Genomic DNA, 23,182 nt, shown 5'->3' with positions numbered 1-23,182 from the left:
GCCAAAGTTGACGACGATCTTGGCTGCAATGGGATTGGTGCGTTCCGCGTGGCGGAGCACAGCAAGCACAGTTGGGGCAGTCTTGGAAACAAACATACCGGCCGCCCGCTGTGCCTTGCGAACCTGAAAAGGAAGACGAGGCAATGACGAGTGAAGCCAATCTGCAACCCGAGGCAAGCCCCTTGCTGGCTTGTACCATCAGTCGGGACGTGCAGAATTTCGACTTGTTGATTGAAGACATGGAGACGCTCTTGGGCGAGGCCTGGGGCGATCTTGGTTTTTCCGACGCGCTGCCGTTTTTCCAGCAACCCGACGCCGAATCCCTGGAATTCGTGGCGATGGCCGTCGATTCCGAGGACGAAGACAACCTGATCCTGCTGGGCGAGATCATCAGCCAGGCCAAGGCGCGTGGCATCAAGGTGATCCTGATCGCCGATGACGTCAGCCCCGCCGCGCTGCACCAACTGCTGCGCCAGGGTGCCGACGAATTCGTCCCCTACCCTCTGCCGGAAAACGAGTTGATGGCCGCGGTCGAACGCATCCGCACACCCGAGCCCGAGATCCAGTACCACCCCGAACCCGCGCCCCGCGCCGCCAACAAGTCCACGCATAACCGCGAGGGCGTGCTGATGGCCGTGCACGGTCTGGCCGGCGGCACCGGGGCCACCACGCTGGCCGTCAACCTGGGCTGGGAACTGGTCGTAGCCGCGAAAAAGGGCGAAACGCCGCCCCGCGTCTGCCTGATCGACCTGGATTTCCAGTTCGGCTCGGTCTCGACCTATTTCGACCTGCCGCGCCGCGACGCCGTGTTCGAGATGCTCTCGGACACCGAGTCGATGGATGACGACGTGTTCATGCAGGCGCTCATGAGCTTCGAGGACAAGCTGCACGTCCTGACCGCCCCCGCCGACATCATCCCGTTGGACCTGCTGGGCAGCGAAGAGGTGATGCGCGTGATCGAGATGGCCCGCAAGCATTTCGATTACGTCATCGTCGACATGCCCAAAACCATCGTGCAATGGACCGAGGCGATCCTCAGCAACGCGCATATCTACCTGGCCACGATCGAGCTGGACATGCGTTCGGCCCAGAACGCGCTTCGTCTGAAGCGCGCGCTTCAGGCCGAAGCCCTGCCCTTTGACAAGATCCGCTTCGTACTGAACCGCAGCCCGAAATTCACCGACCTGAACGGCAAGTCGCGCGTCAAGCGGCTGGCCGAAAGCCTGGGCATCGCGATCGAACTGCAGATGCCGGACGGCGGCAAACAGGTCACGCAGGCGGGCGATCACGGCCTGCCGCTGGCGCAAAGCGCGCCGAAAAACCCGCTTCGCAAGGAAATCGCCAAGCTCGCCGGCACGCTTCATGACCTGGGGCAGCAGGTCGCCGAGGCCAGCTGAGACAAAGGGGTAGATACAGATGTTTTCGCGTTACAAGAAACCCGCAGGCAAGGCCGCCCCTCTGGCTTCGGTCAAATCGGCCCCCGAGATGCCGAAAACCGCCCCCGTTGGCGACACCGCGCCCAAACCCGTGGTCATCCGCAAGCCGATGCCCAAGGTCGCCGCACAGGCCCCTGCCGTGGACAAGGAACGCAAGCGCAAGGAACGCCTGTCCGAGATCAAGCTGGAACTGCACCGCGCGCTGCTGGACAACCTGAACCTGGCCGCGCTGGAAACCGCGACCGAGGCCGAGCTGCGTTCGGAAATCAGCTCGATCTCGACCGAGATCCTCGAGGAAAAGGGCATCGTGCTGAACCGCGAGGATCGCACCACCCTGAACCAGGAACTCTATGACGAAGTCACCGGCCTTGGCCCGCTGGAAACGCTGCTCAAGGACGACTCGGTCAACGATATTCTGGTCAACGGCCCCCAGCGCATCTTTGTGGAACGCGCAGGCAAGCTGCAGCTGACCGACATCACCTTCAAGGACGAAAAGCACCTGCTGCGGATCATCGACAAGATCGTGTCGGCCGTGGGTCGCCGCGTCGATGAATCCAACCCCTATGTTGACGCCCGTCTGGCCGATGGTTCGCGTTTCAACGCGATGGTGCCCCCCATCGCGGTGGATGGCTCGCTGGTGTCGATCCGTAAGTTCAAAAAGGAAAAGCTGGGCGTCGATGACCTGGTGCGCTTTGGCGCGTTTTCCGAGGAAATGGCCGCCTACCTGCAAGCCGCCGTCGCCACCCGCCTGAACGTGATCGTCTCGGGCGGTACGGGTTCGGGTAAAACCACCACGCTGAACGCGCTCAGCTCGTTCATCGACAACTCCGAACGTATCCTGACGATCGAGGATACGGCGGAACTTCAGCTGCAACAGGTCCACGTGGGCCGCATGGAATCCCGCCCCCCGAACGTCGAGGGCAAAGGCGCCGTCACCCAGCGTGACTGTCTGCGCAACGCCCTGCGTATGCGTCCTGACCGCATTATCGTCGGCGAAACCCGCGGCGAGGAAGTGATCGACATGCTGCAGGCCATGAATACCGGCCACGACGGGTCGATGACCACGATCCACGCCAACTCGGCGCGCGATGGTGTGTCGCGTCTGGAAAACATGATCGCGATGGCCGGGATCGAAATGCCGATCAAGGCAGTGCGCAGCCAGATCTCCTCGGCTGTGAACCTGATCGTGCAGGCCAGCCGTCTGCAGGATGGTTCGCGCCGGATGACCTCGATCACCGAGATCACCGGGATGGAGGGCGACGTGATCTCGATGCAAGAGGTCTTCCGCTTCCAGCGCGTCGGCCTGACCCCTGAAAACAAGATCATCGGCCATTTCACGGCCACCGGCGTGCGCTCTCACTTCTCGGAACGCTTCCGTCTGTGGGGCTATGACCTGCCCGCCTCGATCTTCGAACCCCACGCTGCGGAGTAATCGCCATGGCCATCAGCATGGAACCCCTTATTTACGGTCTAATCTTCGTCGGCGTCCTGGTGCTGGTCGAAGGCGTCTACCTGACCGTGTTCGGCCGCTCGATCAGCCTCAACAGCCGCGTCAATCGCCGGCTGGAGATGCTGGAAAAAGGCTCCAACCGCTCTGAAGTGATGGAGACCCTCCGCAAGGAGATGACCCAGCACATGAAGTCGCGCTCGATCCCGATCTACGCCATTCTGGCGGACCGGGCGCAGAAGGCCGCGATCGCGTTCTCGCCGACCCAGCTGATGATGATGATGGCGCTGCTGACCGTCGTCGCCTTCATCGGCCTGACCGTGGGCACCGACACCTCGGCCGCCGTGCGTGGCTTTGTATCGGTCGCGATGGGCGTCGGCGGCATCTATTTCTGGGTGAACTCGAAGGCCAAGAAACGCATGGGCATGATCGAGGAACAGCTGCCCGACGCCGTCGAACTGATGGTGCGTTCCTTGCGCGTCGGTCACCCGTTCAGCTCGGCCATCCAGATCGTCGCCAAAGAGGTCGCCGACCCCCTGGCCACCGAATTCGGCATGATCGCGGACGAGGCGCAATATGGCCGCGACGTCGGCGAGGCGCTGAAAGACATGGCCGAACGTCTGGACATGCAGGACATGCGCTTTCTGGCCGTCGCCGTGACGATCCAGCAGCAATCGGGCGGCAACCTGGCCGAGATCCTGGCCGGTCTGGCCAAGGTGATCCGCGCCCGTTTCCGCCTGTTCCGCCGCGTGAAAGCCATCACCGCCGAGGCCCAATGGTCCGGCAACTTCCTGTCGGCCTTCCCGGTGCTGGCGCTGATCGCCATCAACGTGATGGACCCGCATTACTACGACAACGTCCTGGATCACTACCTGTTCGTGCCCGCCTGTATCGCGGTGGGCATGTTCCTGGGTGCGAACCTGATCATCATGCGCATGCTTGTGAACATCAAGGTCTGAGGAGGCAGCAATGGATATCTTCACTTCGATCCTTGGCCCGGAACTGGGCGCCATCGCGCCCCTGCTGCTGGTCGGTTTCCTGGCGCTGGCGCTGATCGTCGTCGCGGCCTTCATCTTCCTGAACCAAAAGGCCGACCCGCTTGAAAAGCTGAACAAAGAGGCCAGCCCCGAAAAGCTGACCAAGAAGGTCGCCAAGGGCGGCGGCCTGCGCACGGCCAAGTCGAACGACAAGCTGGAGAAGTACTCGACCTTCCTCGAACCCCAGAACGAGAAGGAATATTCGGCCGTCCGTCAAAAGCTGCTGCAGGCGGGCTATCGCTCCAAGGACTCGGTGCGCTTTTACCACTTCGCGCAATTCGCGCTGGGTCTGATCGGCCTGATCATCGGCGTTGCCTATTTCATGCTGGTGCTGTCGGGCAAGGAACCGACGACCCAGCAGACCATGATGTGGATCCTCGGCCCCGGCTGCGGTGGCTACATGCTGCCCAAATACTGGGTCACCAAGCGCCAGCAAAAGCGGCAAGAGGAAATCACCCAAGGCTTCCCTGACGCGCTGGACATGATGCTGGTCTGCGTCGAGGCCGGCCAGTCGCTGGACCAGTCGATCATCCGCGTCAGCAAGGAAATCCGCTCGTCCTTCCCCGCGCTGGCCGATGAATTCGAGATCGTCAGCCACCAGATCAAGGCCGGTAAGGACAAACCCACCGTTCTGGCCGACATGGGCGAACGCTGCGGCGTGGCCGACGTGTCGTCCTTCGTGACGGTGCTGGTGCAATCGGCCACTTTCGGTACCTCGATCGCCGAGGCCCTGCGCGTCTACGCCGGCGAGATGCGGGACAAACGCGTGATGCGCGCCGAAGAGGCCGCAAACAAGTTGCCCACGAAGATGACCCTTGCCACAATGGCCCTGACCGTGCCGCCGCTGCTGATCATTCTGGTTGCGCCTTCGGCCATCGGCATTCTGGAACTGGGCAAGTGAGCAGATAAATGACCATCGCCAAGGCAGGGCTGACCCTGCTGACAGCCACCGCTCTGGCCGCCTGTACCGCAGGCGGCCTTGGCGCATCCAGGGACGGCATGACCGCGCCCGGTCTGGACACCGGCGAACGCGCCGAGGACGGGCTGGTCGTCGCCCAGCGTCTGATGGATGCCGGAGAGTACGAATTGGCGCTGAAAGCGTACAATCGCGCCGCTCTGGCCAACGGCCTGACCGTGGACGTGCTGGCCGGAATGGGCACCGCAAACCTTGGCCTGGGCCGTCTGGGGCAGGCAGAAACCCTTTTGCGACGGGCAGTTGCGACCGATCAGGCCATCCCCGAAGTGTGGAACAACCTGGGCGTGGTGTTGATCGAACGCGGCAAGACCGCCGAAGCCGTGCAAATCCTGCGCACCGCCTACGCGCTGGACAACGGCGAAAGTGATTCAATTCGGGATAATTTGCGCTTGGCACTCGCAAAATCTGAAAATACAGCTTATGATGCTGAGGAAGAACAAGATTATAAATTGGTACGGCGCGGTAGCAGCGACTATCTGATCCGCCAGATACCATGATCGGGCAAGAGCAGTAAAAGGACGCAAACAATGCGCCACCCTCTCATCCTAACCCTGTGCCTGGCCGGGACGGTCGGGTTGTCCGCATGCGATAAGATGCGTGGCCAGAACGAGGTTGATCGCGCGCTCAGCGCCGTCAACGCGGTGGATGAAAACAATCTTTCGGACATCATGCTGACGGTGGCCGACCCGAACGAGGCGGTGACCTACTTCACCCGCTCGGTCAAGGACAACCCCGACCGCATCGACCTGCAACGCGGTCTGGCGACCTCGCTGATCCGCGCCAACCGCACCACCGAGGCGGTCCCAGTCTGGAAAAAGGTCGTCGAACACCCCGAAGCCACCAATGACGACCGCGTTGATCTGGCCGATGCCCTGATCCGCACCGGCGCCTGGGCCGAGGCCGACAAGGTGCTGGACTCGGTCCCGCCCACCTTCGAGACGTTCAAACGCTACCGGCTGGAGGCGATGGTCGCGGACTCGAACCAGGAATGGAAAAAGGCCGACAGCTTCTACGAGGTCGCCGTGGGCCTGACGACGCGCCCCGCGGGCGTGCTGAACAACTGGGGCTACTCGAAACTGACGCGCGGCGATTTCGCCGAGGCCGAGCGCCTGTTCAGTGACTCGATCCGCAACGACGACAAGCTGTTCACCGCGAAAAACAACTTGGTCCTGGCGCGCGGCGCACAGCGCAACTACACCCTGCCGGTCATTCCGATGACCCAGGTCGAACGCGCGCAACTGCTGCACACGCTGGGCCTGAGCGCGGTCAAGCAGGGCGACGTCACCACCGGCAAGGGCCTGCTGCGCGAGGCAATCGACACCCATCCGCAGCATTTCGAGGCCGCCGTCCGCAGCCTGCGCGCGCTCGAAGCCAACGCCACCAACTAAGTCGTGGGTAGCGTGTTTTCTCAACTGTCTCTGGCGATCCCGCACGGGGCGGCGCTGCCGTTGTTCATGCTGTCGCTGCCGATCTGCGTCTGGGTCGCCTGGTCGGACATGCGCGCCATGCGTATTCCCAACATGTCGGTTGCGCTTCTGGCCCTGCTGTTCGTGCTGGTTGCTCCGTTCACGATGCCGCTGGAAACCGTGGGCTGGCAGCTGCTGCATCTGGTGGTGATCCTGCTGTTGGGGATCGTGATGAACGCCGCCGGTTTGGTCGGTGCGGGCGACGCGAAATTCGCCGCCGCCGCCGCGCCCTACATCGCCTTTGGCGACCTGCGCTTCCTGATCGCGCTGTTCGCCGCTTGCCTGCTGGCCGGTTACGCCACGCACCGCATCGCCAAGTTCACGCCCCTGCGCCGCATGGCCCCCGAGTGGGAAAGCTGGACCCGCAAGCGCGATTTCCCGATGGGCCTGCCGCTGGCCTCGACCCTGTCGATCTACCTGCTGCTGGGCGCGCTGTACGGCGCCTGATCCCGGCGAAATTTCCACGGGCTGACCATCTTTTCGCCAACTTGTTGCGGCAGTGTCGGGCAAACGCGCCCCGGTTCGGGGCCAAACCCGTGTGAATCAGGACGACAGACGCCATGAACATGCAGCCTCAGGCCACCAGCCGGGTCACGCCCCCTCCGCCGCCCTCCTCTATCGAAGACATGCGACTGCCGCTGCCGATGATGCGCGACATCCTGTTGAAGACGATGTTCCGCAAGAACGTCTCGATGGTCTCTGAGGTATCCGAGGCGATCTGCCTGCCGCGCCAAGTCACGCAAGAGCTGATCGACATGGCCCGCGACCAGCGCCTGCTGGAGGCGACCGGCACCCTGAACGCCAACAACGGCAACGAGATGGGCTATCAGCTGACCGACGCCGGCAAGGCCCGCGCGCTGGATGCGCTGTCGCAGTCGGAATATTTCGGCGCGATGCCGGTGCCGCTGGCCGTCTACCGCGAACAGGTCAAACGCCAGTCGATCCGCAACATCATGATCAGCCGTCAGCAACTGACCGACGCGATGGGCCATCTGGTGCTGCCGCCCGATCTGCTGTCCAATCTGGGGCCCGCCGTCAGCTCGGGCCGCTCGATACTGATGTATGGCCCGCCGGGCAACGGGAAATCCTCGATCTCGAACGGCATCCGCGACGCGATGGGCGACAAGATCTACATCCCGCGTGCCGTCGAATATTCCGGGCAGGTGATCACCGTCTACGACCCGATCGTGCATTCCAAGGCCGAGGTCGAGATCGACGATCCCAACTCTCTGCGCCGTCGCCGCACCTTTGACACCCGTTACGTGCGCTGCGACCGCCCCACCGTGATTACCGGCGGCGAGCTGACGCTGGACATGCTGGATCTGGTCTACAACCCGACCGCGCGCACTTATCAGGCGCCGCTGCAGTTCAAATCCTCGGGCGGCATCTTTATCGTCGACGACCTTGGCCGCCAGTCCGAGCCGCCGCAAAAGCTGGTCAACCGCTGGATCGTTCCGCTGGAAGAGGGCAAGGACATCCTGGCCCTGCAATCGGGCGAAAAGTTCGAGGTGCCGTTCGACACGCTGGTGATCTTCTCGACCAACTACCACCCGAATGAAATCTTCGACCAGGCCGCGCTGCGCCGGATCTTCTTCAAGATCAAGATCGACGGGCCGAGCCAGGAAAACTTCCTGAAGATCTTTGCGCTGGTCGCCCGGAAAAAAGAGATGCCGCTGGACGAAAGCGCGCTGATCCACCTGCTCCAGAACAAGTACCCGACGATCAACAACGTCTACGCCAACTATCAGCCGGTCTTCCTGATTGATCAGATGATCGCCATCTGCGAGTTTGAGGGCATTCCCTACCAGATGTCACCGGAGCTGATAGACCGCGCATGGGCCAACATGTTCGTGAAGGACGAGAAGATCGTGAAGTAATCGGCGTCGCCGGCTGTGGCCGGATGGGCGCGCCCATGCTGGCCGCCCTCGACGCCGCCGGGTTCGACGCGCGCGGGTTCGACGTGCGCCCGGTGCCCGAGCTTGGCTCGCTAATGCGCGATGCCGAGGGGTTCGCCGACGGGCTGACCACGCTGATCACCGTGGTGCGCGACATCGCCCAGACGGATGACGTGCTCTTTGGCGCCCAAGGCTTTGCCGCCTGCCCCAGCCTGCGGCGGGTCATCGTCTCGTCCACCCTGTCGCCTAAATACGTCCGCGCGCTGCGGGATCGTGTCCCCGCGCATATCACCCTGATCGACGCGCCCATGTCCGGCGCCGCCATCGCCGCGCAGGAACGCCGCCTGTCCTTCATGCTGGGCGGGGCCGAGGCCGATCTGGACGCCGCCCAGCCGCTGTTCGACGCGATGGGCAAGCATTTCCACCGCATGGGCCCTTATGGCAACGGGATGCAGGCCAAGGTTCTGAACAACATACTGGCCGCCGCCAACACCGCGCTGACCCGGATGGTGCTGGACTGGGCCGACGACGCCGGTCTGGACGAAACCCGCCTTCTGGCGCTGATGCACACCTCTTCAGGACAGAACTGGTTCGCCTCGAACTTCGACGCGATCGAGTTTTCGCGCGACGGGCTGGCCCCCGACAACACCATCGCGATCCTGATCAAGGACGTCGAAAGCGCGCTGGATGCCGCGCCCGAGGGGGCCGACATCTCGGCCCCCCGCGCGATCCAGGCCCTGCTGCGAGTCATGACCCCACGCGTCACAGGGTGAACGCGCGGCGCGAAATCATTGACGCCCCCCATGACATGTCATGAATACAATTCATGCCAAGGCCAATTCAAAATTGATCTGGGTCATGTATTATCCTCCCCATCCGGTCCGGTCGCACCAGAGGAGACTGACCACGGGCACCCCTCGCCCAGCCGGATGACAGGCCCCACGCCTTGACAGCACAGCCCCAGATCAGACCGGACCCACAGGCCCGGCCCTGGCGGAGCCATGCCCAAAGGACGGCCTCAACGCAGTTGCCTAAGGGAGGTCCCCATGAACCTGAAACACGTCTTTACCGCAGCCACCATCAGCGCCGCCATCGCGCTGCCCGCCGCTGCCGATGAAATCCGCGCCACCTCGTCCTTCGGGCCCAGCCACGTGCTGGCCACCGCTGGCTACCCCGCGCTGTTCAAAAAGCTCGAGGAATTCACCGCTGGTCGCTGGACCGGTTACGACACCCCGTCGGGCCTGCTGGCCCCGAACGAGATGAACACCGGCCTGCGCGACGGCATTTCCGATCTCGGCCCGATCATCCTGCCCTATTTCGCCGCCGATTACCCCGAATCCGGCATCGTGGGCGAGCTGTCGATCCTGGGCACCGACAACCGCGCGATCTCGTCGGCGGTGACCGAATACATCGCGACCTGCGCCGAGTGCCAGGCAGAATTCGCCCGCGCCGGCCACGTCTTCCTGGGCTCGGACGCCACCACCAACTACGAGTTCCTGTCCTCCAAGCCGATCCGCACCCTGGACGACATGAAGGGCGTGCGCATCCGTACCGCTGGCTCGGTTTTCACCCGTTTCGTGGAATCGCTGGGTGCCGAACCCGTGCAGATGCCCTCGTCGGAACTGTTCGAAGGCCTGTCCTCGGGCGTCATCAACGCGACCTATTCCTCGGTTGCCGACCTGAAGAACGCGCAACTGTATGACGTCGTGAAATACGTCACCATGATCGACCAGGGCGTGTTCAACGCCGCCGCGATGACCAACGCCTCGTCGATGCTGTGGGGCCGCATGTCCGCCGAAGACCGCGCCGCACTGGCCCATGCCTCGCAATATGCGCAGACCATCGGCGTGCAAAGCTGGATCGACACCACCGATGAGGCCCGCAAAACCGGCGAAGAAAAAGGCGTTGAGTTCATCACCCCCGACGAGGGTCTTAAAGCCAAGGCCGCCGAGTTCCGCGAAGCACACCTGGCCGGTGCCGCAGCCACCCTCGAAAGCCGTGGCGTGAAAGACGCCGCCGCCAAGATCGAGCGCTACAAGGCCCTGCTGGCCAAGTGGGAAGGCCTGGTTCAGAACGTCCACACCTCGGACGAACTGGCCGAGCTGCGCTTTGCCGAGATCTGGTCGAAGGTCGACTTCAACACCTACGGTCAATAAACAGACATGGGTTTCGCGGATCGCTTCATCGCGTCCACGACGAAATGGGTCGGAAGCGCCATCCTTATCCTGATGGCGCTTCAGATCGTGATCGACGTGGCGATGCGAAACCTCGTGGGGGCCGGGTTCCCGGCCACCGCCGAGGTCGTCTCAAAGTACTACATGCTGGCCGTCAGCTTTCTGCCGATCGCCTATGCCGAGGTGCAGCGTCGCCATGTCGAGGCGTCCATCTTCACCGATATGATGCCGAAATGGACCCACGGGCCGATCTATGCCTTGGGCTTCGTGCTGTCGCTGATCGTCTACGGCATCCTGGCCTATGGCACCGCCTCCGAGGCGTGGGTGCAAACCAAGCGCGGCGCCTATGTCGAGGCCGGCGCGATGGATTTCTACACCTGGCCCGGCGCGTGGATTCTGCCCGTCTGCTTTGTGCTGATGTTCATCGTGATCGCCCTGCGCATCATCGAGCTGGCCTCGGGCCACTTCCGGGATGCGCCCGCCGATCCGGCCATCATCACTGACCCCATCGAGAAAGAGGACTGAACATGGACCCGATGAGCATTGGTCTGTTCGCCGTCGTCGGTGTGCTTGGCCTGATCATGCTGCGCGTGCCGATTGCCGTCGCGCTGATCTTCGTTTCCTTCGTCGGCATCTGGGCCATCGTGGGCGAGCGCCCGGCCATGTCGATGCTGTCCACCGTGCCCTATAACTTCGCCGCCAGCTGGACCCTGTCCTCGGTGCCGATGTTCCTGCTGATGGGCTATGTCGCCTATCACTCGGGCCTGACCCGCGGCATGTTCGAAGGCGCACGCGCCTGGCTGGGCTGGATGCCCGGCGGGTTGGCGATTGCCTCGCTGGCGGGGGCGGGTGGCTTTGCCGCCGTCACCGGTAGCTCCATCGCCTGTTCCGCCGCCATCGGCCGTATCGCCGTGCCGGAAATGCACCGCATGGGCTATGACATCCGCATCGCCACCGGCTCGGTCGCGGCGGGCGGCACCATCGGCGCGCTGATCCCGCCCTCGATCCTGCTGATCCTGTTCGGCATCCAGGCCGAGGTGTCCATCACCAAGCTGTTCATGGGCGGTCTGGTCGTCGGCCTGATTTCGCTGGGCCTGTACATCGCCGCGGTGCTGGTCAGCTATGTTCTGGCGCCCGAACGCCTGCCCCGCGCCGCCGCCTCGAACTGGGACGAGCGTATCGCAGGCGTCAAAGAGGTCTGGCCGGTCATGGTGATGATCGCCATCGTCTTTGGCGGGCTGTTCTCCGGACTGTTCACCGCGACCGAGGCCGGGGCCGTCGGCGCCGTCATCTCGATCCTCATCGGCGTGGCGCGCAGAACCCTGTCGTGGAAGCTGTTCATGGAAAGCTGCGTCGATACGCTGCTGTCCTCGGGCTCGCTGTTCATGATCGCCATCGGCGCGAACCTGTTCACCCGTCTGGTCGCCCTGTCCGGCCTGTCGCGCTGGATCGGCACCGGCATCGAAAGCCTGGGCCTGGGCGTGCTGGGCATCCTGATCCTGATCACCCTGATCTACCTGGCGCTGGGGATGTTCCTGGAACCGATCGGGGCCATGCTGCTGACCCTGCCGCTGTTCCTGCCCCTGATCAAGGCGCACGGGGTCGACGTGATCTGGTTCGGCATCCTGCTGGCGAAACTGCTCGAGATCGGGATGATCACGCCACCCGTTGGGTTAAACGTGTTCGTCATCCACTCGGTCGCCAAGGATCTGGTCAAGCTGGAACAGATCTTTGCGGGCATCCTGCCCTTCCTGTTGGCTGACCTGCTGCTGGTGGTTGGGATGCTGGCCACCCACGCGTTCTTCTAGAGCGTCTGAGCGGGCCCCGCCCAATCGGCCTCGGCGACGCAGCTCTTGATCGTGCTGCGCAGCCACAGGTTGGCGGGGTCCGCATCCGTGTTGGCGTGCCAATACAGGTAGGCGTCGATGCGCGGTGCCTCGAACGGGACCGGCACGATCTGGTTGTCGAACCACACATTGGCCCGCCGCGCGAAGGTCTCGGCCATCGTCAGCACCAGGTCCGAGGACGCCACCGCCCGCATCGCCGTGTTGATCTGCTGGCAGCGCGCCGCGATCTGGCGCGTCTTTCCTTCGCGCGACAGGGCGATGTCCTCGGGGCCCGCGCCGCGCGGGCGCGAGGTGACGATGACATGATCCAGCGCCAGATAATCGTCCAGCGTGATCTGGCCCTGCACCAACGGATGCCCGCGCCGTGCCACCACCACCGACGGGCTGGAGATCAGATGCTCGCGCCGGATATCCGCGCCCAGCGGCAGGAACACGTCAATCGCGGCGTTCAACTCGCCCGAGGACAAATCCCCCTCGATCCGCCGCCGGTCCAGCTGCGCCGAGGCCAGCGTCACCTTGGGCGCGACCGAGTTCACCAGCATCACCAGCGGCAGGAAAAAGCTGTTCTCCATCAGCGACCGCATCCCGATCGAGAAATGCATCGACGCCGTCGCCGGGTCGAATCCGTCCAGCTCGCCCAGCGTGGTTTCGAACAGTTTCAGCGCCTCGCGGGTCGGGCCGATCATCTTTTGTGCCAGCGGCGTCGGCACCAGCCGCTGCCCATGCCGCACGAACAGCGGATCGCCCACCCGTTCACGCAACCGCCCCAAGGCGTGCGAAATCGTTGGCTGCGTCAGGTGCAGCATCTCGGCGGCGCGGGTAACGCCCCCCTGCGAGTAGATCGCCTCGAATACCACGAACAGGTTCAGGTCGGTGCGCGATATATTCATCTCATCTATGCCAATACATCTTGGTAATTCATTTTCTTATGAGTTCTGAATGTGCGATCTGTCAACAGGGAGGCAAGACCAATGACCAAAACACCCACCCTGCCGTTCGATCCGAACCGGCTGGCGGATTACCTGAGCGGCGTGCTGCCGGGCACCGGCCCCGTGGCGCTGGAACAGATCGCCGGCGGCCATTCCAACCCGACCTATTTCATGGATTTCGGCGGCGCGCGCTACGTTCTGCGCAAGCAACCGCCTGGTGAACTGCTGCCCTCGGCCCATGCCATCGACCGCGAATTCCGCGTCATCAACGCGCTGGCCGCCACTGATGTCCCCGTCCCCGCCGCGCCGCATTACTGCGCCGACCGCGAGGTGATCGGAACCCCGTTCTACCTGATGGAGCGTCTGGACGGTCGCGTTTTCCACGACAACAGCCTGCCGGGCATCGCCCCCGCCGACCGCACCGCGATGTTCCAGTCGATGTGCGACACGCTGGCGAAACTGCACTCCGTCGATCTGGACGCTGCGGGCCTGTCGGATTTCGGCCGCCACGGCGATTTCTACACCCGCCAGATTGGCCGCTGGACCAAGCAATACGAGGCCGGCAAAACCCGCGAGATCGACGAGATCCCGCAACTCGCCGCATGGCTGGACGCGCACAAGCCCGCCAGCGATGAAACCACGCTGGTGCATGGCGATTTCCGCCTTGGCAACCTGATCTTCCACCCCACCAAGCCCGAAGTGCTGGGCGTGCTGGATTGGGAGCTGTCCACGCTGGGCCATCCGCTCTCGGACCTGGGCTATAACCTGATGCCCTGGACCAACCTGGCCGAGGAATACCACGGTCTGGGCGACCGCGATCTGGCCGCGCTGGGTATCCCCGACGCCGCCGCCTACACCGCCCGCTATTTCGCGACCCGGGGGCTGCCTGTCGATGACAGCCCCTTCTACACCGCCTTCGCCTATTTCCGCCTTGCCGTGATCTTCGAGGGCATCGTCGCCCGCGCGGCCAAGGGCATCGGCAGCGCCGAAGGCATCGACCATCTCAGCCGGGTCTGGGCCCGGCACGGACTAGACCTTGCAGGAGAATAACATGGAATTCACCTTCTCTGAGAAAAGCCTCGAAATGCAGGCCCGCGTGCGCAACTTCATGGAGGATCACGTCATCCCCCGGCACCGCGATTTCGTGGCCGAGCAGCACAACGGCACCTTCACCCTGTCCTTCATGGACGACCTGAAGGCGCTGGCGAAATCCGAAGGGCTGTGGAACATGTTCCTGCCCTCGTTGAAGGATGACGAGCCCGGCACCCGCATGTCGAACCTCGACTACGCCCCGCTGGCCGAGATCATGGGCCGCCTGCCCTGGGCGTCCGAGGTGTTCAACTGCTCGGCCCCCGACACCGGCAACATGGAAATCCTGCACATGTTCGGCACGCCCGAGCAGAAGGAAAAGTGGCTCAAGCCCCTGATGAACGGCGAGATTCGTTCCTGCTTTGGCATGACGGAACCCGATGTCGCCTCGTCCGATGCCACCAACGTGCAGACCCTGATCCGCCGCGACGGGGATGAATACGTCATCAACGGCCGCAAGTGGTTCTCGACCGGCGCCGCCTCGCCGCGCTGCAAGCTGTGCATCGTCATGGGCAAAACCGACCCCGACGCGCCGCGCCATTCGCAGCAATCCATGATCCTGGTGCCAATGGACACCCCCGGCATCACCATCACCCGCAACCTGACGGTGATGAACCACGAAAGCTACGAAAGCCACTGCGAGGTCGTCTACAAGAACGTCCGCGTCCCCGTCTCGAACCTGCTGGGCACCGAAGGCTCGGGCTTTGCACTGGCACAGGCGCGCCTTGGACCGGGCCGCATCCACCACATGATGCGCTCGATCGGGCAGGCCGAACTGGCGCTGGAACTGATGACCGAGCGCGCGCTGGAGCGCAAAACCTTCGGCAAATACCTGCACGAACAGGGCGTCGTGATGGAGATGATCGCCCGTTCCCGCATGGAGATCGAACAGGCCCGCCTGCTGGTGCTGAAAGCCGCGTGGATGATCGACAACGTCGGCGCCAAGGCCGCCAAGGACGAGATCGCCATGATCAAGGTCGTGGTCCCGGAAATGCACCTGAAAGTCGTGGATCGCGCGATCCAGATTTTCGGCGGCATGGGTGTGACCGGCGACACGCCGCTGCCCGATCTGTGGACGATGGCGCGTTCGCTGCGTCTGGCCGATGGCCCCGACGAGGTGCACCTGCGCTCGCTCGGTCGTTCGCTGGTCAAGGCCGCGCAAAACGGTCCGATGAACTCGCACCGCTTCTACACCGTGCCGGATCGCGCGTCGGAAACCGACATCCGTCCCGGCATCGCCGCCGCAATCGCCGCCCGCAAGGCTGCCGAGGCCGCGGAATGAGCACCGAAGACCGGCTTTTCCAGCTGACCGCGATCGACGGCGCTGCGTCCTACCTGACGCAGGCCGCCCAGATCGCGGGCCAGGTGCCTGACACGCCGCATCGCGACCCCTCCACAATCCGGGTCGTGGGCGTATTGGGGGCCGGTGCGATGGGCCGTGGCATCGCCATGGCCTTCGCCCAGACCGGCCATCAGGTCATCCTGGTGGCCCCCTCCGAACAGGCGCTGGACACAGCCCGCACCCATCTGCAATCCCTGACCGACCGCAGCGCCGCCAAGGGCAAGCTGACCGCCGATCAGGCCGCCGCCCAGATGGCGCGCTTCAGCTTTTCCGACGCGATTTCCGCCTTTGCCAAGGCCGATCTGGTGGTCGAGGCGGTGCCCGAAATCCTGTCCCTCAAACAGCAGGTCATGGCTGAAATCGAGCGCACCGTCGCCCCTGACACGCTGATCACCTCCAACACCTCGACGCTGGATGTGGACGCCATTGCGGGCGCTATGGCTGATCCTTCGCGCTTTGTCGCTACGCATTTTTTCATGCCCGCGCAGGTCAATCCCCTGCTGGAATTGATCCCCGCCCAGACCACTTCGGATGCCACCCTGACGACCGTTCTGGCGCTGGCCCAGACCATCCGCAAACGCGCCGTTATCGCCGCCAATGGCGACGGTTTCATCGGCAACCGCCTGTTTGACCGCTTCCACCAAGAGGCGATGTACCTGCTTGAGGAAGGCGCCTGGCCGCAAGACGTGGACGACGCGCTGGAACGCTGGGGCATGGCCATCGGCCCCTTCCGCGCGCTGGATCTCGTCGGCAACGACATCCCCTGGGGCGTGCGCAAACAACGCGCCGAGCGCCCCAACCCGCCGCATCAACCCCGCATCGGCGACGCCCTGTGCGAGGCCGGCCTGCACGGCCAGAAAACCGGACGCGGCTGGTATCTGTACGACGCCGCCACCCCCAAGGGCCGCAATTACGAGGACATACAGGCGCTGATTTCGCGCACCAGTCAGGACCTCGGCCTGACCCGCCGCGCCATCCCCGCCGCCGAAATCGTGGGTCGCGTCATCACCGCCCTGATGGTCGAGGCATTGGCCCTGATCCCCGAACACCGCGCCCGCCGCGGCTCGGATATCGACGTGGTCTACACCACCGGCTACGGCTTTCCGGCCGCACTGGCCGGGCCGATCCGTCTGGCGCAGGAACTGGGCGTCGATAACGTGCTGGATCTGGCCCGCCACTACGGCGCACTCAGCGGCCGCGCCGACACCGCCTGGCAAATCCCCGCTTCGCTAAAGGAGGCCACCCATGCGCCTGTTTGACCTGACCGGCAAGGTCGCCCTGATCACCGGCGGCTCGCGCGGGCTGGGCCTGCAAATCGCCGAAGGGCTGGCCGAGGCTGGCGCCGCCGTCATCCTGACCGCCCGCAAACAGGCCGAGCTGGACGACGCACAGGCCCATCTGCAAAAGATCACACCCCGCGTCGCTACCATCGCCTGTGACCTGTCCGATCTGGACAGCATCCCCGGCGTCGTCGATCAGGCCAACGCGATTTTCGGCCCCATCGACATTCTGGTGAACAACGCGGGCACCAGCTGGGCCTCGCCGACCGAGGATCACCCGCTGGACGGCTGGAACAAGGTCATGACCCTGAACCTGACCGCGCCCTTCGTGCTGACACAGGCGGTGGCGAAAGCCTCGTTCCTGCCGCGCAAGACCGGCAATATCCTGAACGTCGCCTCGATTGGTGGCCTGTCCGGCAACCGCGCCGACAGCGACATGTTCACCATCGCCTATAACAGCTCGAAGGCGGCGATGATCAACTTCACCCGTGCGCTGGCCACCGAATGGGGCCGTCACGGCATCAACGTGAACGCGCTTGCGCCCGGATTTTTCCCCTCCAAAATGTCGGAAAAGCTGATCGACCGGTTGGAGCAGACCCTGCTTCCCTCGATCCCGCTGCACCGCTTCGGCGGGGATGAAGACCTGAAAGGTGCTGCCATTTTCCTGGTCAGCCCGGCCGCCCGGCATGTTACCGGGCAATGCCTGGCCGTGGATGGCGGCGCAACGGCCTGACCGGCCAAATGGGAGGATGATTTGGAACGACTGCACCACAAGGTCTGGCCGCTGGGCCGGCCCCACGATATTCCCGCGCCCGCGCATACGCTGAACGACAACCTGTTCCGCCATGCCGCCGCCACCCCCGACAAGGCGGCGCTGGTGTTCTATGGCCGCGTGACGACCTATGCCCAGCTGGGCGATCAGGCCACCCGCATTGCCGGTTGGCTGCAAAACCGCTGCGGCGTACAGCCCGGCGACCGCGTGGGCATCCAGCTGCAAAACTCGCCGCAATGGGTGGCTGCCTTCTACGGCATCATCCGCGCCGGGGCCGTGGCCGTGCCGATCAACCCGATGAACCTGACGGATGAGACGGACTATATCGTCGAGGACGCCGGCATCCGCACCCTTTTCACCGCGCAGGACCGCGAGCGCGAGCTGGAGCCGCTTCTGGCCCAGAACATCCTCGACCACGTGATCGTCGCCACCTATTCCGACGAGCTGCCCGCCGACCCGCACGAGAACCTGCCGCCCGAGATCGCCGCCCCCCGCGCCACCCTGCCCGGCCATTGCACAGCATGGGCCGAGATGATCGCCGCCAACGAAACCCCCGCGCCGTTCACCCGCACGCCACAGGATCTGGCCGTGATGCCCTACACCTCGGGCTCCACCGGCCGCGGCAAGGGCTGCATGCATAGCCATCAGACCGCGATCCACGCCATCAACTCGATGGTGGATTGGTTCGGTCTGGGCGGGGAGGACGTGTTCTTCTGCGTCGCGCCCATGTTCCACGTCGTCGGCCTTCAGGCTGGCCTGAACTCGGCCATTCAGGCTGGTGGCACATCCGTGATCCTGCCCCGCTGGGACCGCGAAATCGCCGCCCACCTGATCCGCGAATTCGGCGTCACCGCCTGGCCCTGCGTGCCGACGATGATCATCGACTTCCTCAACCGCCCCACCCTGCGCGACGACGATCTGGCCACCCTGCGCGTCCTTTGGGGCGGCGGGATTGCGATGCCCGAGGCCGTGGCCGAGAAGCTGCGCCGCCTCACCGGCCTGACCTTCCTCGAAGGCTACGGCATGACCGAAACCATCGCCCCCACCAGCGCCAACCCGCCGCACCTGCCCAAACCGCAATGCGCGGGCATCCCGGTGTTCAACACCGATGTCGCCATCGTGGACCCCGACACGCTGACCCCCATGCCCCAAGGCGAAACCGGCGAAATCCTGATTTCCGGCCCGCAGGTCATGCTGGCCTACTGGAACAATGACGAGGCCAACGCCGAATCCTTCGTCACCCTCGAAAACCAGCGGTTCCTGCGTTCCGGCGATCTGGGGTATCTGGATGAGAACGGCTACATCTTCATCGTCGACCGCCTGAAACGCATGATCAACGCCTCGGGCTACAAGGTCTGGCCGACCGAGGTCGAGGCCAAGCTTTACCACCACCCCGCCATCGAAGAGGCCTGCATCATCGCCTCCACCGACCCCTATCGCGGCGAAACCGTCAAGGCCGTGGCGGTGCTGAAACCCGGCGCGACCCTGACCGCCAAGGAACTGTCCACCTGGGCGCATGACCACATGGCCGCCTACAAGGTGCCGCGCCTGCTGGAAATCGTGACCGCCCTGCCGAAATCCGGCTCGGGCAAGGTGCTGTGGCGCGAGCTGCAAGAACGTGAAAACGCCAAATCCAAGGATACCACCCAATGAAAGACGCCGTCATCGTCTCGACCGCCCGCACCGGCCTGGCCAAAAGCTTTCGCGGATCGCTGAACGCCACCCACGGCGCCACGATGGGCGCGCATGTCGTCCGCCATGCCGTGGACCGCGCCAAACTGGACCCCGCCCTGATCGACGACGTGATCCTTGGCTGCGGCTTCCCCGAGGCGGCAACCGGCATGAACATCGCCCGCCAATCCGCGATCCGCGCGGGCCTGCCCGTCGGCAGCGCGGCCCAAACCGTCAATCGCTTCTGCGCTTCGGGCCTGCAAGCGATCGCGATGGCCTCGAACGCGGTCACCTTGGGCCAGACCCAGGCCGTGGTCGCGGGGGGCGTCGAGTCGATCTCGCTGGTCCAGCCAGTCCTGAACAAGAACCAGCTGGAAGAGGCCTGGCTGAAAGAGCACAAACCCGCCGTTTACATGCAGATGATCGACACCGCTGACATCGTCGCCGCCCGCTACGGGATCAGCCGCGCCGCGCAGGATGCGTTCTCGCTCACCAGCCAGCAGCGCACCGCCGCCGCGCAGGCCGCCGGGGCGTTTGACGATGAGATCGTCCCGATGGACACGCTGATGGCCGTGAAGGACCGCGAGACCGGCAAGGTTTCCATGCAGCCCGTCACCGTCACCCGCGACGAATGCAACCGCCCCTCGACCACGCTCGACAGCCTCGCCGGGCTGGACCCGGTGATGGGCCCGGAGAAGTTCGTCACCGCAGGCAACGCCTCGCAACTGTCCGACGGCGCGTCGGCCTGCGTGGTGATGGAGGCGTCTCTGGCCGCCCAATCCGGTGCCACCCCGCTGGGTGCCCTGCGCGGGTTCGCCGTCGCGGGCTGTGAACCCGACGAGATGGGCATCGGCCCCGTCTACGCCATCCCCAAGCTGCTGAAACAGACCGGCCTGACGATGGACGACATCGACCTGTGGGAGTTGAACGAGGCTTTCGCTTCGCAGGCGCTCTACTGTGCTGACACGCTGGGCATCGACCCGGCCAAGCTGAACGTCAACGGCGGCTCGATCTCGGTCGGCCACCCGTTCGGCATGACCGGCGCGCGCCTTGCGGGCCATCTGCTGATCGAAGGCCGCCGTCGCGGCGCCAAATACGGCGTGGTCTCGATGTGCATCGCGGGCGGCATGGGCGCTGCGGGCCTGTTCGAGATTTTCCCCGCCTGACCCATCCACAAAAATCAAAAGGGGGCCCTGCACGGCCCCCTTTCGCATCCATCCGCAGCGACATGTTCACGGGAAGATCACGCCGCCAAGCCCCGGATGAACGCCCCGACTATCCCGCAGCTTTGCCGACAGGGCCAATGAAGCCTCCGCATGACCTTGGATCGGCGCTGTCTATGCCGATCGGTCTGGCGCGGTGCGGGGCTTTGCACTAGCTCTGGGGCATGACGCCGCTTCCCGCGCCCTTCTCTGACTGGTTTGCCGCCAAAGGCTGGTCGCTGCATCCGCACCAGTCCCAGATGCTGGCCCGCCGCGCCGATCCCGCCCTGCTGCTGATCGCCCCCACCGGCGGCGGCAAGACGCTGGCCGGGTTCCTGCCCACCCTGCTGGAACTGGCCGACGGCACCCATCAGGGGATGCACACGCTCTATGTCTCGCCGCTCAAGGCGCTGGCCGCAGACATCCGCCGTAACCTGACCGGCCCGGTCGAACAGATGGCCCTGCCCATCCGGATCGAGGACCGCACCGGCGACACCACCTACACCCAGAAACGCCGCCAGCGCGCCGACCCGCCCCATATCCTGCTGACCACGCCCGAGTCGCTGGCCCTGCTGGTCAGCTACCCGGACGCGCCGCGCATCTTTGCCGGGCTGCAACGCGTCGTCGTCGATGAAATCCACGCCCTGTCCGAAAGCAAGCGGGGCGATCAGCTGATGCTGGCGCTGGCCCGCCTGCAAACCCTCGCCCCCGGCCTGCGCCGTGTCGGCCTGTCCGCTACCGTCGATGACCCCGCCGCGATTGCCCGCTTTCTGGCCCGTCACCCCGACGATTGCGCCATCCTGCAGGCCGATCCCGGCCCCGACCCCGACATCCGCATGCTGGTCACCGACCAGCCCCCGCCCTGGTCCGGCGGCGGGGCGGCCTATGCCATTCCGGCCGTGCTGGATCAGGTCCGCCAGCACCGCACCACGCTGATCTTTCACAACACCCGCGCCCAGGCCGAGATCTTCTTTCACAACCTGTGGCTGGCCAATGACGACGCCCTGCCCATCGGCATTCACCACGGCAGCCTTGACCGCGCCCAGCGGGAACGGGTCGAGGCCGCGATGGTCGCCGGCCAGTTGCGCGCCATCGTCTGCACCGGCTCGCTCGATCTGGGGCTGGACTGGGGCGATGTCGATCTGGTGATCCAGGTCGGCGCCCCCAAGAACGTCAAACGTCTGGTCCAGCGCATCGGCCGCGCCAACCACCGCTACAACGCCCCCTCCAAGGCGCTTTTGGTCCCCGCCAACCGGTTCGAGGTCGTCGAATGCCTTGCCGCCCTCGAAGCCGTCAAGGCGCATGATCTGGACGGCGACCCGCGCGGCCCCGGCCCGCTGGATGTGCTGTGCCAGCACATCCTGATCGCCGCCTGCGCCGGTCCCTTCGACGCCAACGCCCTTCTGGCCGAGTTCCGCAGCGCTGGCCCCTACGCCACCCTGACCCGCGCGCAGTTCGACGACTGCCTCGATTTCGTGGCCACCGGCGGATATGCCCTGCGCGCCTATGACCGCTGGCAGCGCCTGCAACAGCGCCCAGACGGCCTCTGGCAGTTGCGCGACCCGCGCAGCGCCGTGCTGATCCGCCAGAACATCGGCACCATTCAGGACAGCGACCTGCTGAAGGTGCGGATGCGCGGCCGCGGCCCCGCCCTGGGCGAGGTCGAGGAAAGCTTTGCCGCCAGCCTGACCCCCGGCGACACCTTCCTGATCGGTGGCCAGATCGTGCGCTACGAGGGCCTGCGCGAAATGACCGTCGAGGTCAGCCGCGACAAGGGCCGCAAACCCAAGGTGGCGACCTTCTCGGGCACCAAGTTCTCGACCTCGACGCAGCTGTCGCACCGCATCCTGCGCCTGTTTCAGGATGGCGATTTCAGCGCCCTGCCCGACCACACCACCGACTGGCTGCGGCTTCAGGCCGATGTGTCATCTTTGCCCGAACCGGGGGCGCTGCTGGTCGAAACCTTTCCCCATGACGGGCGCCAGCACCTGTGCGCCTACGGTTTTGCCGGTCGCAACGCGCAGCAAACGCTGGGCCTGCTGCTGACCAAACGGATGGAGGCGCTGAACCTCGCCCCGCTCGGCTTTGTCGCAACCGACTACGCCACGCTGGTCTGGGGGCTGGACCCCGTCACCGACCCCGCCCCGCTGTTTGACCCCCAGGCCCTGGCCGACGGGCTCGAAGGGTGGCTGCGCGGCAACGCGGTGATGAAACGCACCTTCCGCGCCTCGGCCACCATCGCCGGGCTGATCCAGCGCAGCCATCAGGGCCAGCGCAAATCGGGGCGGCAGGCGACGTTCTCCTCCGACATTCTGTATGACACGCTGGCCAAGTATGACCCTGACCACCTGTTGCTACGCATCACCCGCGACGAGGCGATGCGCGGCCTTGTTGATTTCGGCCGCATCGAAGAGATGCTGACCCGCATTCAGGGCCGCATCACCCACAACATCCTGCCTCGCGTCACGCCCCTGGCCGCCCCCCTGCTGCTGGAGGTGGGCAAGGTGCCGATTCAGGGCACCGCGCAGGACCGGTTGCTGGCCGACGAGGCAGACCGCCTAATGCAGGCCGCCGGGCTGGCCTGACCCCGCGCTGCACTCTTGCAATGGTGTACGCGGC

The 23,182-nt window shown here is 64.7% G+C and carries 20 protein-coding genes; 19 read left to right on the top strand and 1 reads right to left on the bottom strand.

Translation table 11 applies throughout. The annotated features are described in order from the left end of the window. The first annotated feature begins 143 nt into the window (after positions 1-143). From E7681_RS13545 to E7681_RS13490, 12 genes are all read left to right on the top strand, one after another. On the top strand, positions 144-1,397 hold the full coding sequence (locus E7681_RS13545) for a CpaE/TadZ family protein (protein WP_136339838.1): 1,254 nt from the start codon (positions 144-146) through the stop codon (positions 1,395-1,397). Positions 1,398-1,416: 19 nt separating this feature from the next. Continuing rightward, positions 1,417-2,868: a TadA family conjugal transfer-associated ATPase gene (locus E7681_RS13540; RefSeq protein WP_136339837.1), complete on the top strand. Its 1,452-nt coding sequence runs from the start codon at positions 1,417-1,419 to the stop codon at positions 2,866-2,868. Positions 2,869-2,873: 5 nt separating this feature from the next. Next, complete coding sequence (locus E7681_RS13535) at positions 2,874-3,842, top strand: type II secretion system F family protein (RefSeq protein WP_211089800.1); 969 nt, start codon at positions 2,874-2,876, stop codon at positions 3,840-3,842. Between the two features lie 10 nt (positions 3,843-3,852). After that, complete coding sequence (locus tag E7681_RS13530; protein WP_136339836.1) at positions 3,853-4,821, top strand: type II secretion system F family protein; 969 nt, start codon at positions 3,853-3,855, stop codon at positions 4,819-4,821. Between the two features lie 8 nt (positions 4,822-4,829). Next, entirely contained in the window at positions 4,830-5,393 is a 564-nt protein-coding gene (locus tag E7681_RS13525) for a tetratricopeptide repeat protein (protein ID WP_211089799.1), read from the top strand. 30 nt (positions 5,394-5,423) lie between these two features. Then, positions 5,424-6,284 carry a tetratricopeptide repeat protein gene (locus E7681_RS13520; protein ID WP_136339835.1) on the top strand — a complete coding sequence of 287 codons (861 nt, stop codon included), beginning with the start codon at positions 5,424-5,426 and terminating at the stop codon, positions 6,282-6,284. Positions 6,285-6,296: 12 nt separating this feature from the next. Further along, a complete protein-coding gene (locus tag E7681_RS13515) occupies positions 6,297-6,809 on the top strand; it encodes a prepilin peptidase (protein WP_246032485.1) in 513 nt (170 codons plus the stop codon). Positions 6,810-6,922: 113 nt separating this feature from the next. Next, the gene (locus E7681_RS13510) at positions 6,923-8,239 is read left to right on the top strand and encodes an ATPase (protein WP_136339834.1); all 1,317 of its coding nucleotides are present in this window, start codon (positions 6,923-6,925) and stop codon (positions 8,237-8,239) included. Continuing rightward, on the top strand, positions 8,197-9,030 hold the full coding sequence (locus E7681_RS13505; RefSeq protein WP_136339833.1) for an NAD(P)-dependent oxidoreductase: 834 nt from the start codon (positions 8,197-8,199) through the stop codon (positions 9,028-9,030). Before E7681_RS13510 ends, E7681_RS13505 begins: the two co-directional genes overlap by 43 nt. Before the next feature lie 273 nt (positions 9,031-9,303). Beyond that, positions 9,304-10,413: a C4-dicarboxylate TRAP transporter substrate-binding protein gene (locus tag E7681_RS13500; protein ID WP_168733209.1), complete on the top strand. Its 1,110-nt coding sequence runs from the start codon at positions 9,304-9,306 to the stop codon at positions 10,411-10,413. A 6-nt stretch (positions 10,414-10,419) separates the two neighbouring features. Continuing rightward, complete coding sequence (locus E7681_RS13495; protein ID WP_136339832.1) at positions 10,420-10,956, top strand: TRAP transporter small permease; 537 nt, start codon at positions 10,420-10,422, stop codon at positions 10,954-10,956. 2 nt (positions 10,957-10,958) lie between these two features. Further along, a complete protein-coding gene (locus tag E7681_RS13490) occupies positions 10,959-12,239 on the top strand; it encodes a TRAP transporter large permease (RefSeq protein ID WP_136339831.1) in 1,281 nt (426 codons plus the stop codon). Here the strand turns inward: E7681_RS13490 and E7681_RS13485 are convergent. Continuing rightward, the gene (locus E7681_RS13485; RefSeq protein WP_136339830.1) at positions 12,236-13,168 is read right to left on the bottom strand and encodes a LysR family transcriptional regulator; all 933 of its coding nucleotides are present in this window, start codon (positions 13,166-13,168) and stop codon (positions 12,236-12,238) included. The genes E7681_RS13490 and E7681_RS13485 overlap by 4 nt on opposite strands. Before the next feature lie 81 nt (positions 13,169-13,249). Between E7681_RS13485 and E7681_RS13480 the strand changes: the two genes are divergently transcribed. The 7 genes from E7681_RS13480 (at position 13,250) to E7681_RS13450 (ending at position 23,148) form a co-directional block, all read left to right on the top strand. Beyond that, positions 13,250-14,257: a phosphotransferase family protein gene (locus E7681_RS13480; protein WP_136339829.1), complete on the top strand. Its 1,008-nt coding sequence runs from the start codon at positions 13,250-13,252 to the stop codon at positions 14,255-14,257. A gap of 1 nt (position 14,258) precedes the next feature. Further along, the gene (locus tag E7681_RS13475; RefSeq protein ID WP_136339828.1) at positions 14,259-15,578 is read left to right on the top strand and encodes an acyl-CoA dehydrogenase family protein; all 1,320 of its coding nucleotides are present in this window, start codon (positions 14,259-14,261) and stop codon (positions 15,576-15,578) included. Then, on the top strand, positions 15,575-16,897 hold the full coding sequence (locus E7681_RS13470; protein ID WP_136339827.1) for a 3-hydroxyacyl-CoA dehydrogenase: 1,323 nt from the start codon (positions 15,575-15,577) through the stop codon (positions 16,895-16,897). Before E7681_RS13475 ends, E7681_RS13470 begins: the two co-directional genes overlap by 4 nt. Then, on the top strand, positions 16,884-17,651 hold the full coding sequence (locus E7681_RS13465; protein ID WP_136339826.1) for an SDR family oxidoreductase: 768 nt from the start codon (positions 16,884-16,886) through the stop codon (positions 17,649-17,651). Before E7681_RS13470 ends, E7681_RS13465 begins: the two co-directional genes overlap by 14 nt. A gap of 21 nt (positions 17,652-17,672) precedes the next feature. Further along, positions 17,673-19,343, top strand: a complete 1,671-nt coding sequence (locus E7681_RS13460; protein WP_136339825.1) for a long-chain-fatty-acid--CoA ligase — start codon at positions 17,673-17,675, stop codon at positions 19,341-19,343. Further along, complete coding sequence (locus tag E7681_RS13455) at positions 19,340-20,527, top strand: acetyl-CoA C-acyltransferase (RefSeq protein ID WP_136339824.1); 1,188 nt, start codon at positions 19,340-19,342, stop codon at positions 20,525-20,527. The genes E7681_RS13460 and E7681_RS13455 overlap by 4 nt, the downstream gene beginning before the upstream one ends. Before the next feature lie 221 nt (positions 20,528-20,748). Continuing rightward, on the top strand, positions 20,749-23,148 hold the full coding sequence (locus tag E7681_RS13450; RefSeq protein WP_136339823.1) for a ligase-associated DNA damage response DEXH box helicase: 2,400 nt from the start codon (positions 20,749-20,751) through the stop codon (positions 23,146-23,148). Positions 23,149-23,182: the final 34 nt, after the last annotated feature.

Origin of the sequence: Thalassobius vesicularis (genome assembly GCF_004799325.1) — a bacterium.
Lineage (GTDB): Bacteria > Pseudomonadota > Alphaproteobacteria > Rhodobacterales > Rhodobacteraceae > Thalassobius > Thalassobius vesicularis.
This window is presented reverse-complemented; position numbering and strand designations above follow the sequence as displayed.

Bases quoted from the DNA above. Each gene is read 5' to 3' on its own strand.
- E7681_RS13470 (WP_136339827.1), top strand. From the start codon at position 15,575: ATGAGCACCGAAGACCGGCTTTTCCAGCTGACCGCGATCGACGGCGCT.
- E7681_RS13530 (WP_136339836.1), top strand. From the start codon at position 3,853: ATGGATATCTTCACTTCGATCCTTGGCCCGGAACTGGGCGCCATCGCG.
- E7681_RS13485 (WP_136339830.1), bottom strand. From the start codon at position 13,168: ATGAATATATCGCGCACCGACCTGAACCTGTTCGTGGTATTCGAGGCG.
- E7681_RS13465 (WP_136339826.1), top strand. From the start codon at position 16,884: ATGCGCCTGTTTGACCTGACCGGCAAGGTCGCCCTGATCACCGGCGGC.
- E7681_RS13545 (WP_136339838.1), top strand. From the start codon at position 144: ATGACGAGTGAAGCCAATCTGCAACCCGAGGCAAGCCCCTTGCTGGCT.
- E7681_RS13505 (WP_136339833.1), top strand. From the start codon at position 8,197: ATGGGCCAACATGTTCGTGAAGGACGAGAAGATCGTGAAGTAATCGGC.
- E7681_RS13475 (WP_136339828.1), top strand. From the start codon at position 14,259: ATGGAATTCACCTTCTCTGAGAAAAGCCTCGAAATGCAGGCCCGCGTG.
- E7681_RS13455 (WP_136339824.1), top strand. From the start codon at position 19,340: ATGAAAGACGCCGTCATCGTCTCGACCGCCCGCACCGGCCTGGCCAAA.
- E7681_RS13450 (WP_136339823.1), top strand. From the start codon at position 20,749: ATGACGCCGCTTCCCGCGCCCTTCTCTGACTGGTTTGCCGCCAAAGGC.
- E7681_RS13535 (WP_211089800.1), top strand. From the start codon at position 2,874: ATGGCCATCAGCATGGAACCCCTTATTTACGGTCTAATCTTCGTCGGC.
- E7681_RS13480 (WP_136339829.1), top strand. From the start codon at position 13,250: ATGACCAAAACACCCACCCTGCCGTTCGATCCGAACCGGCTGGCGGAT.
- E7681_RS13525 (WP_211089799.1), top strand. From the start codon at position 4,830: ATGACCATCGCCAAGGCAGGGCTGACCCTGCTGACAGCCACCGCTCTG.
- E7681_RS13495 (WP_136339832.1), top strand. From the start codon at position 10,420: ATGGGTTTCGCGGATCGCTTCATCGCGTCCACGACGAAATGGGTCGGA.
- E7681_RS13540 (WP_136339837.1), top strand. From the start codon at position 1,417: ATGTTTTCGCGTTACAAGAAACCCGCAGGCAAGGCCGCCCCTCTGGCT.
- E7681_RS13520 (WP_136339835.1), top strand. From the start codon at position 5,424: ATGCGCCACCCTCTCATCCTAACCCTGTGCCTGGCCGGGACGGTCGGG.
- E7681_RS13500 (WP_168733209.1), top strand. From the start codon at position 9,304: ATGAACCTGAAACACGTCTTTACCGCAGCCACCATCAGCGCCGCCATC.
- E7681_RS13490 (WP_136339831.1), top strand. From the start codon at position 10,959: ATGGACCCGATGAGCATTGGTCTGTTCGCCGTCGTCGGTGTGCTTGGC.
- E7681_RS13510 (WP_136339834.1), top strand. From the start codon at position 6,923: ATGAACATGCAGCCTCAGGCCACCAGCCGGGTCACGCCCCCTCCGCCG.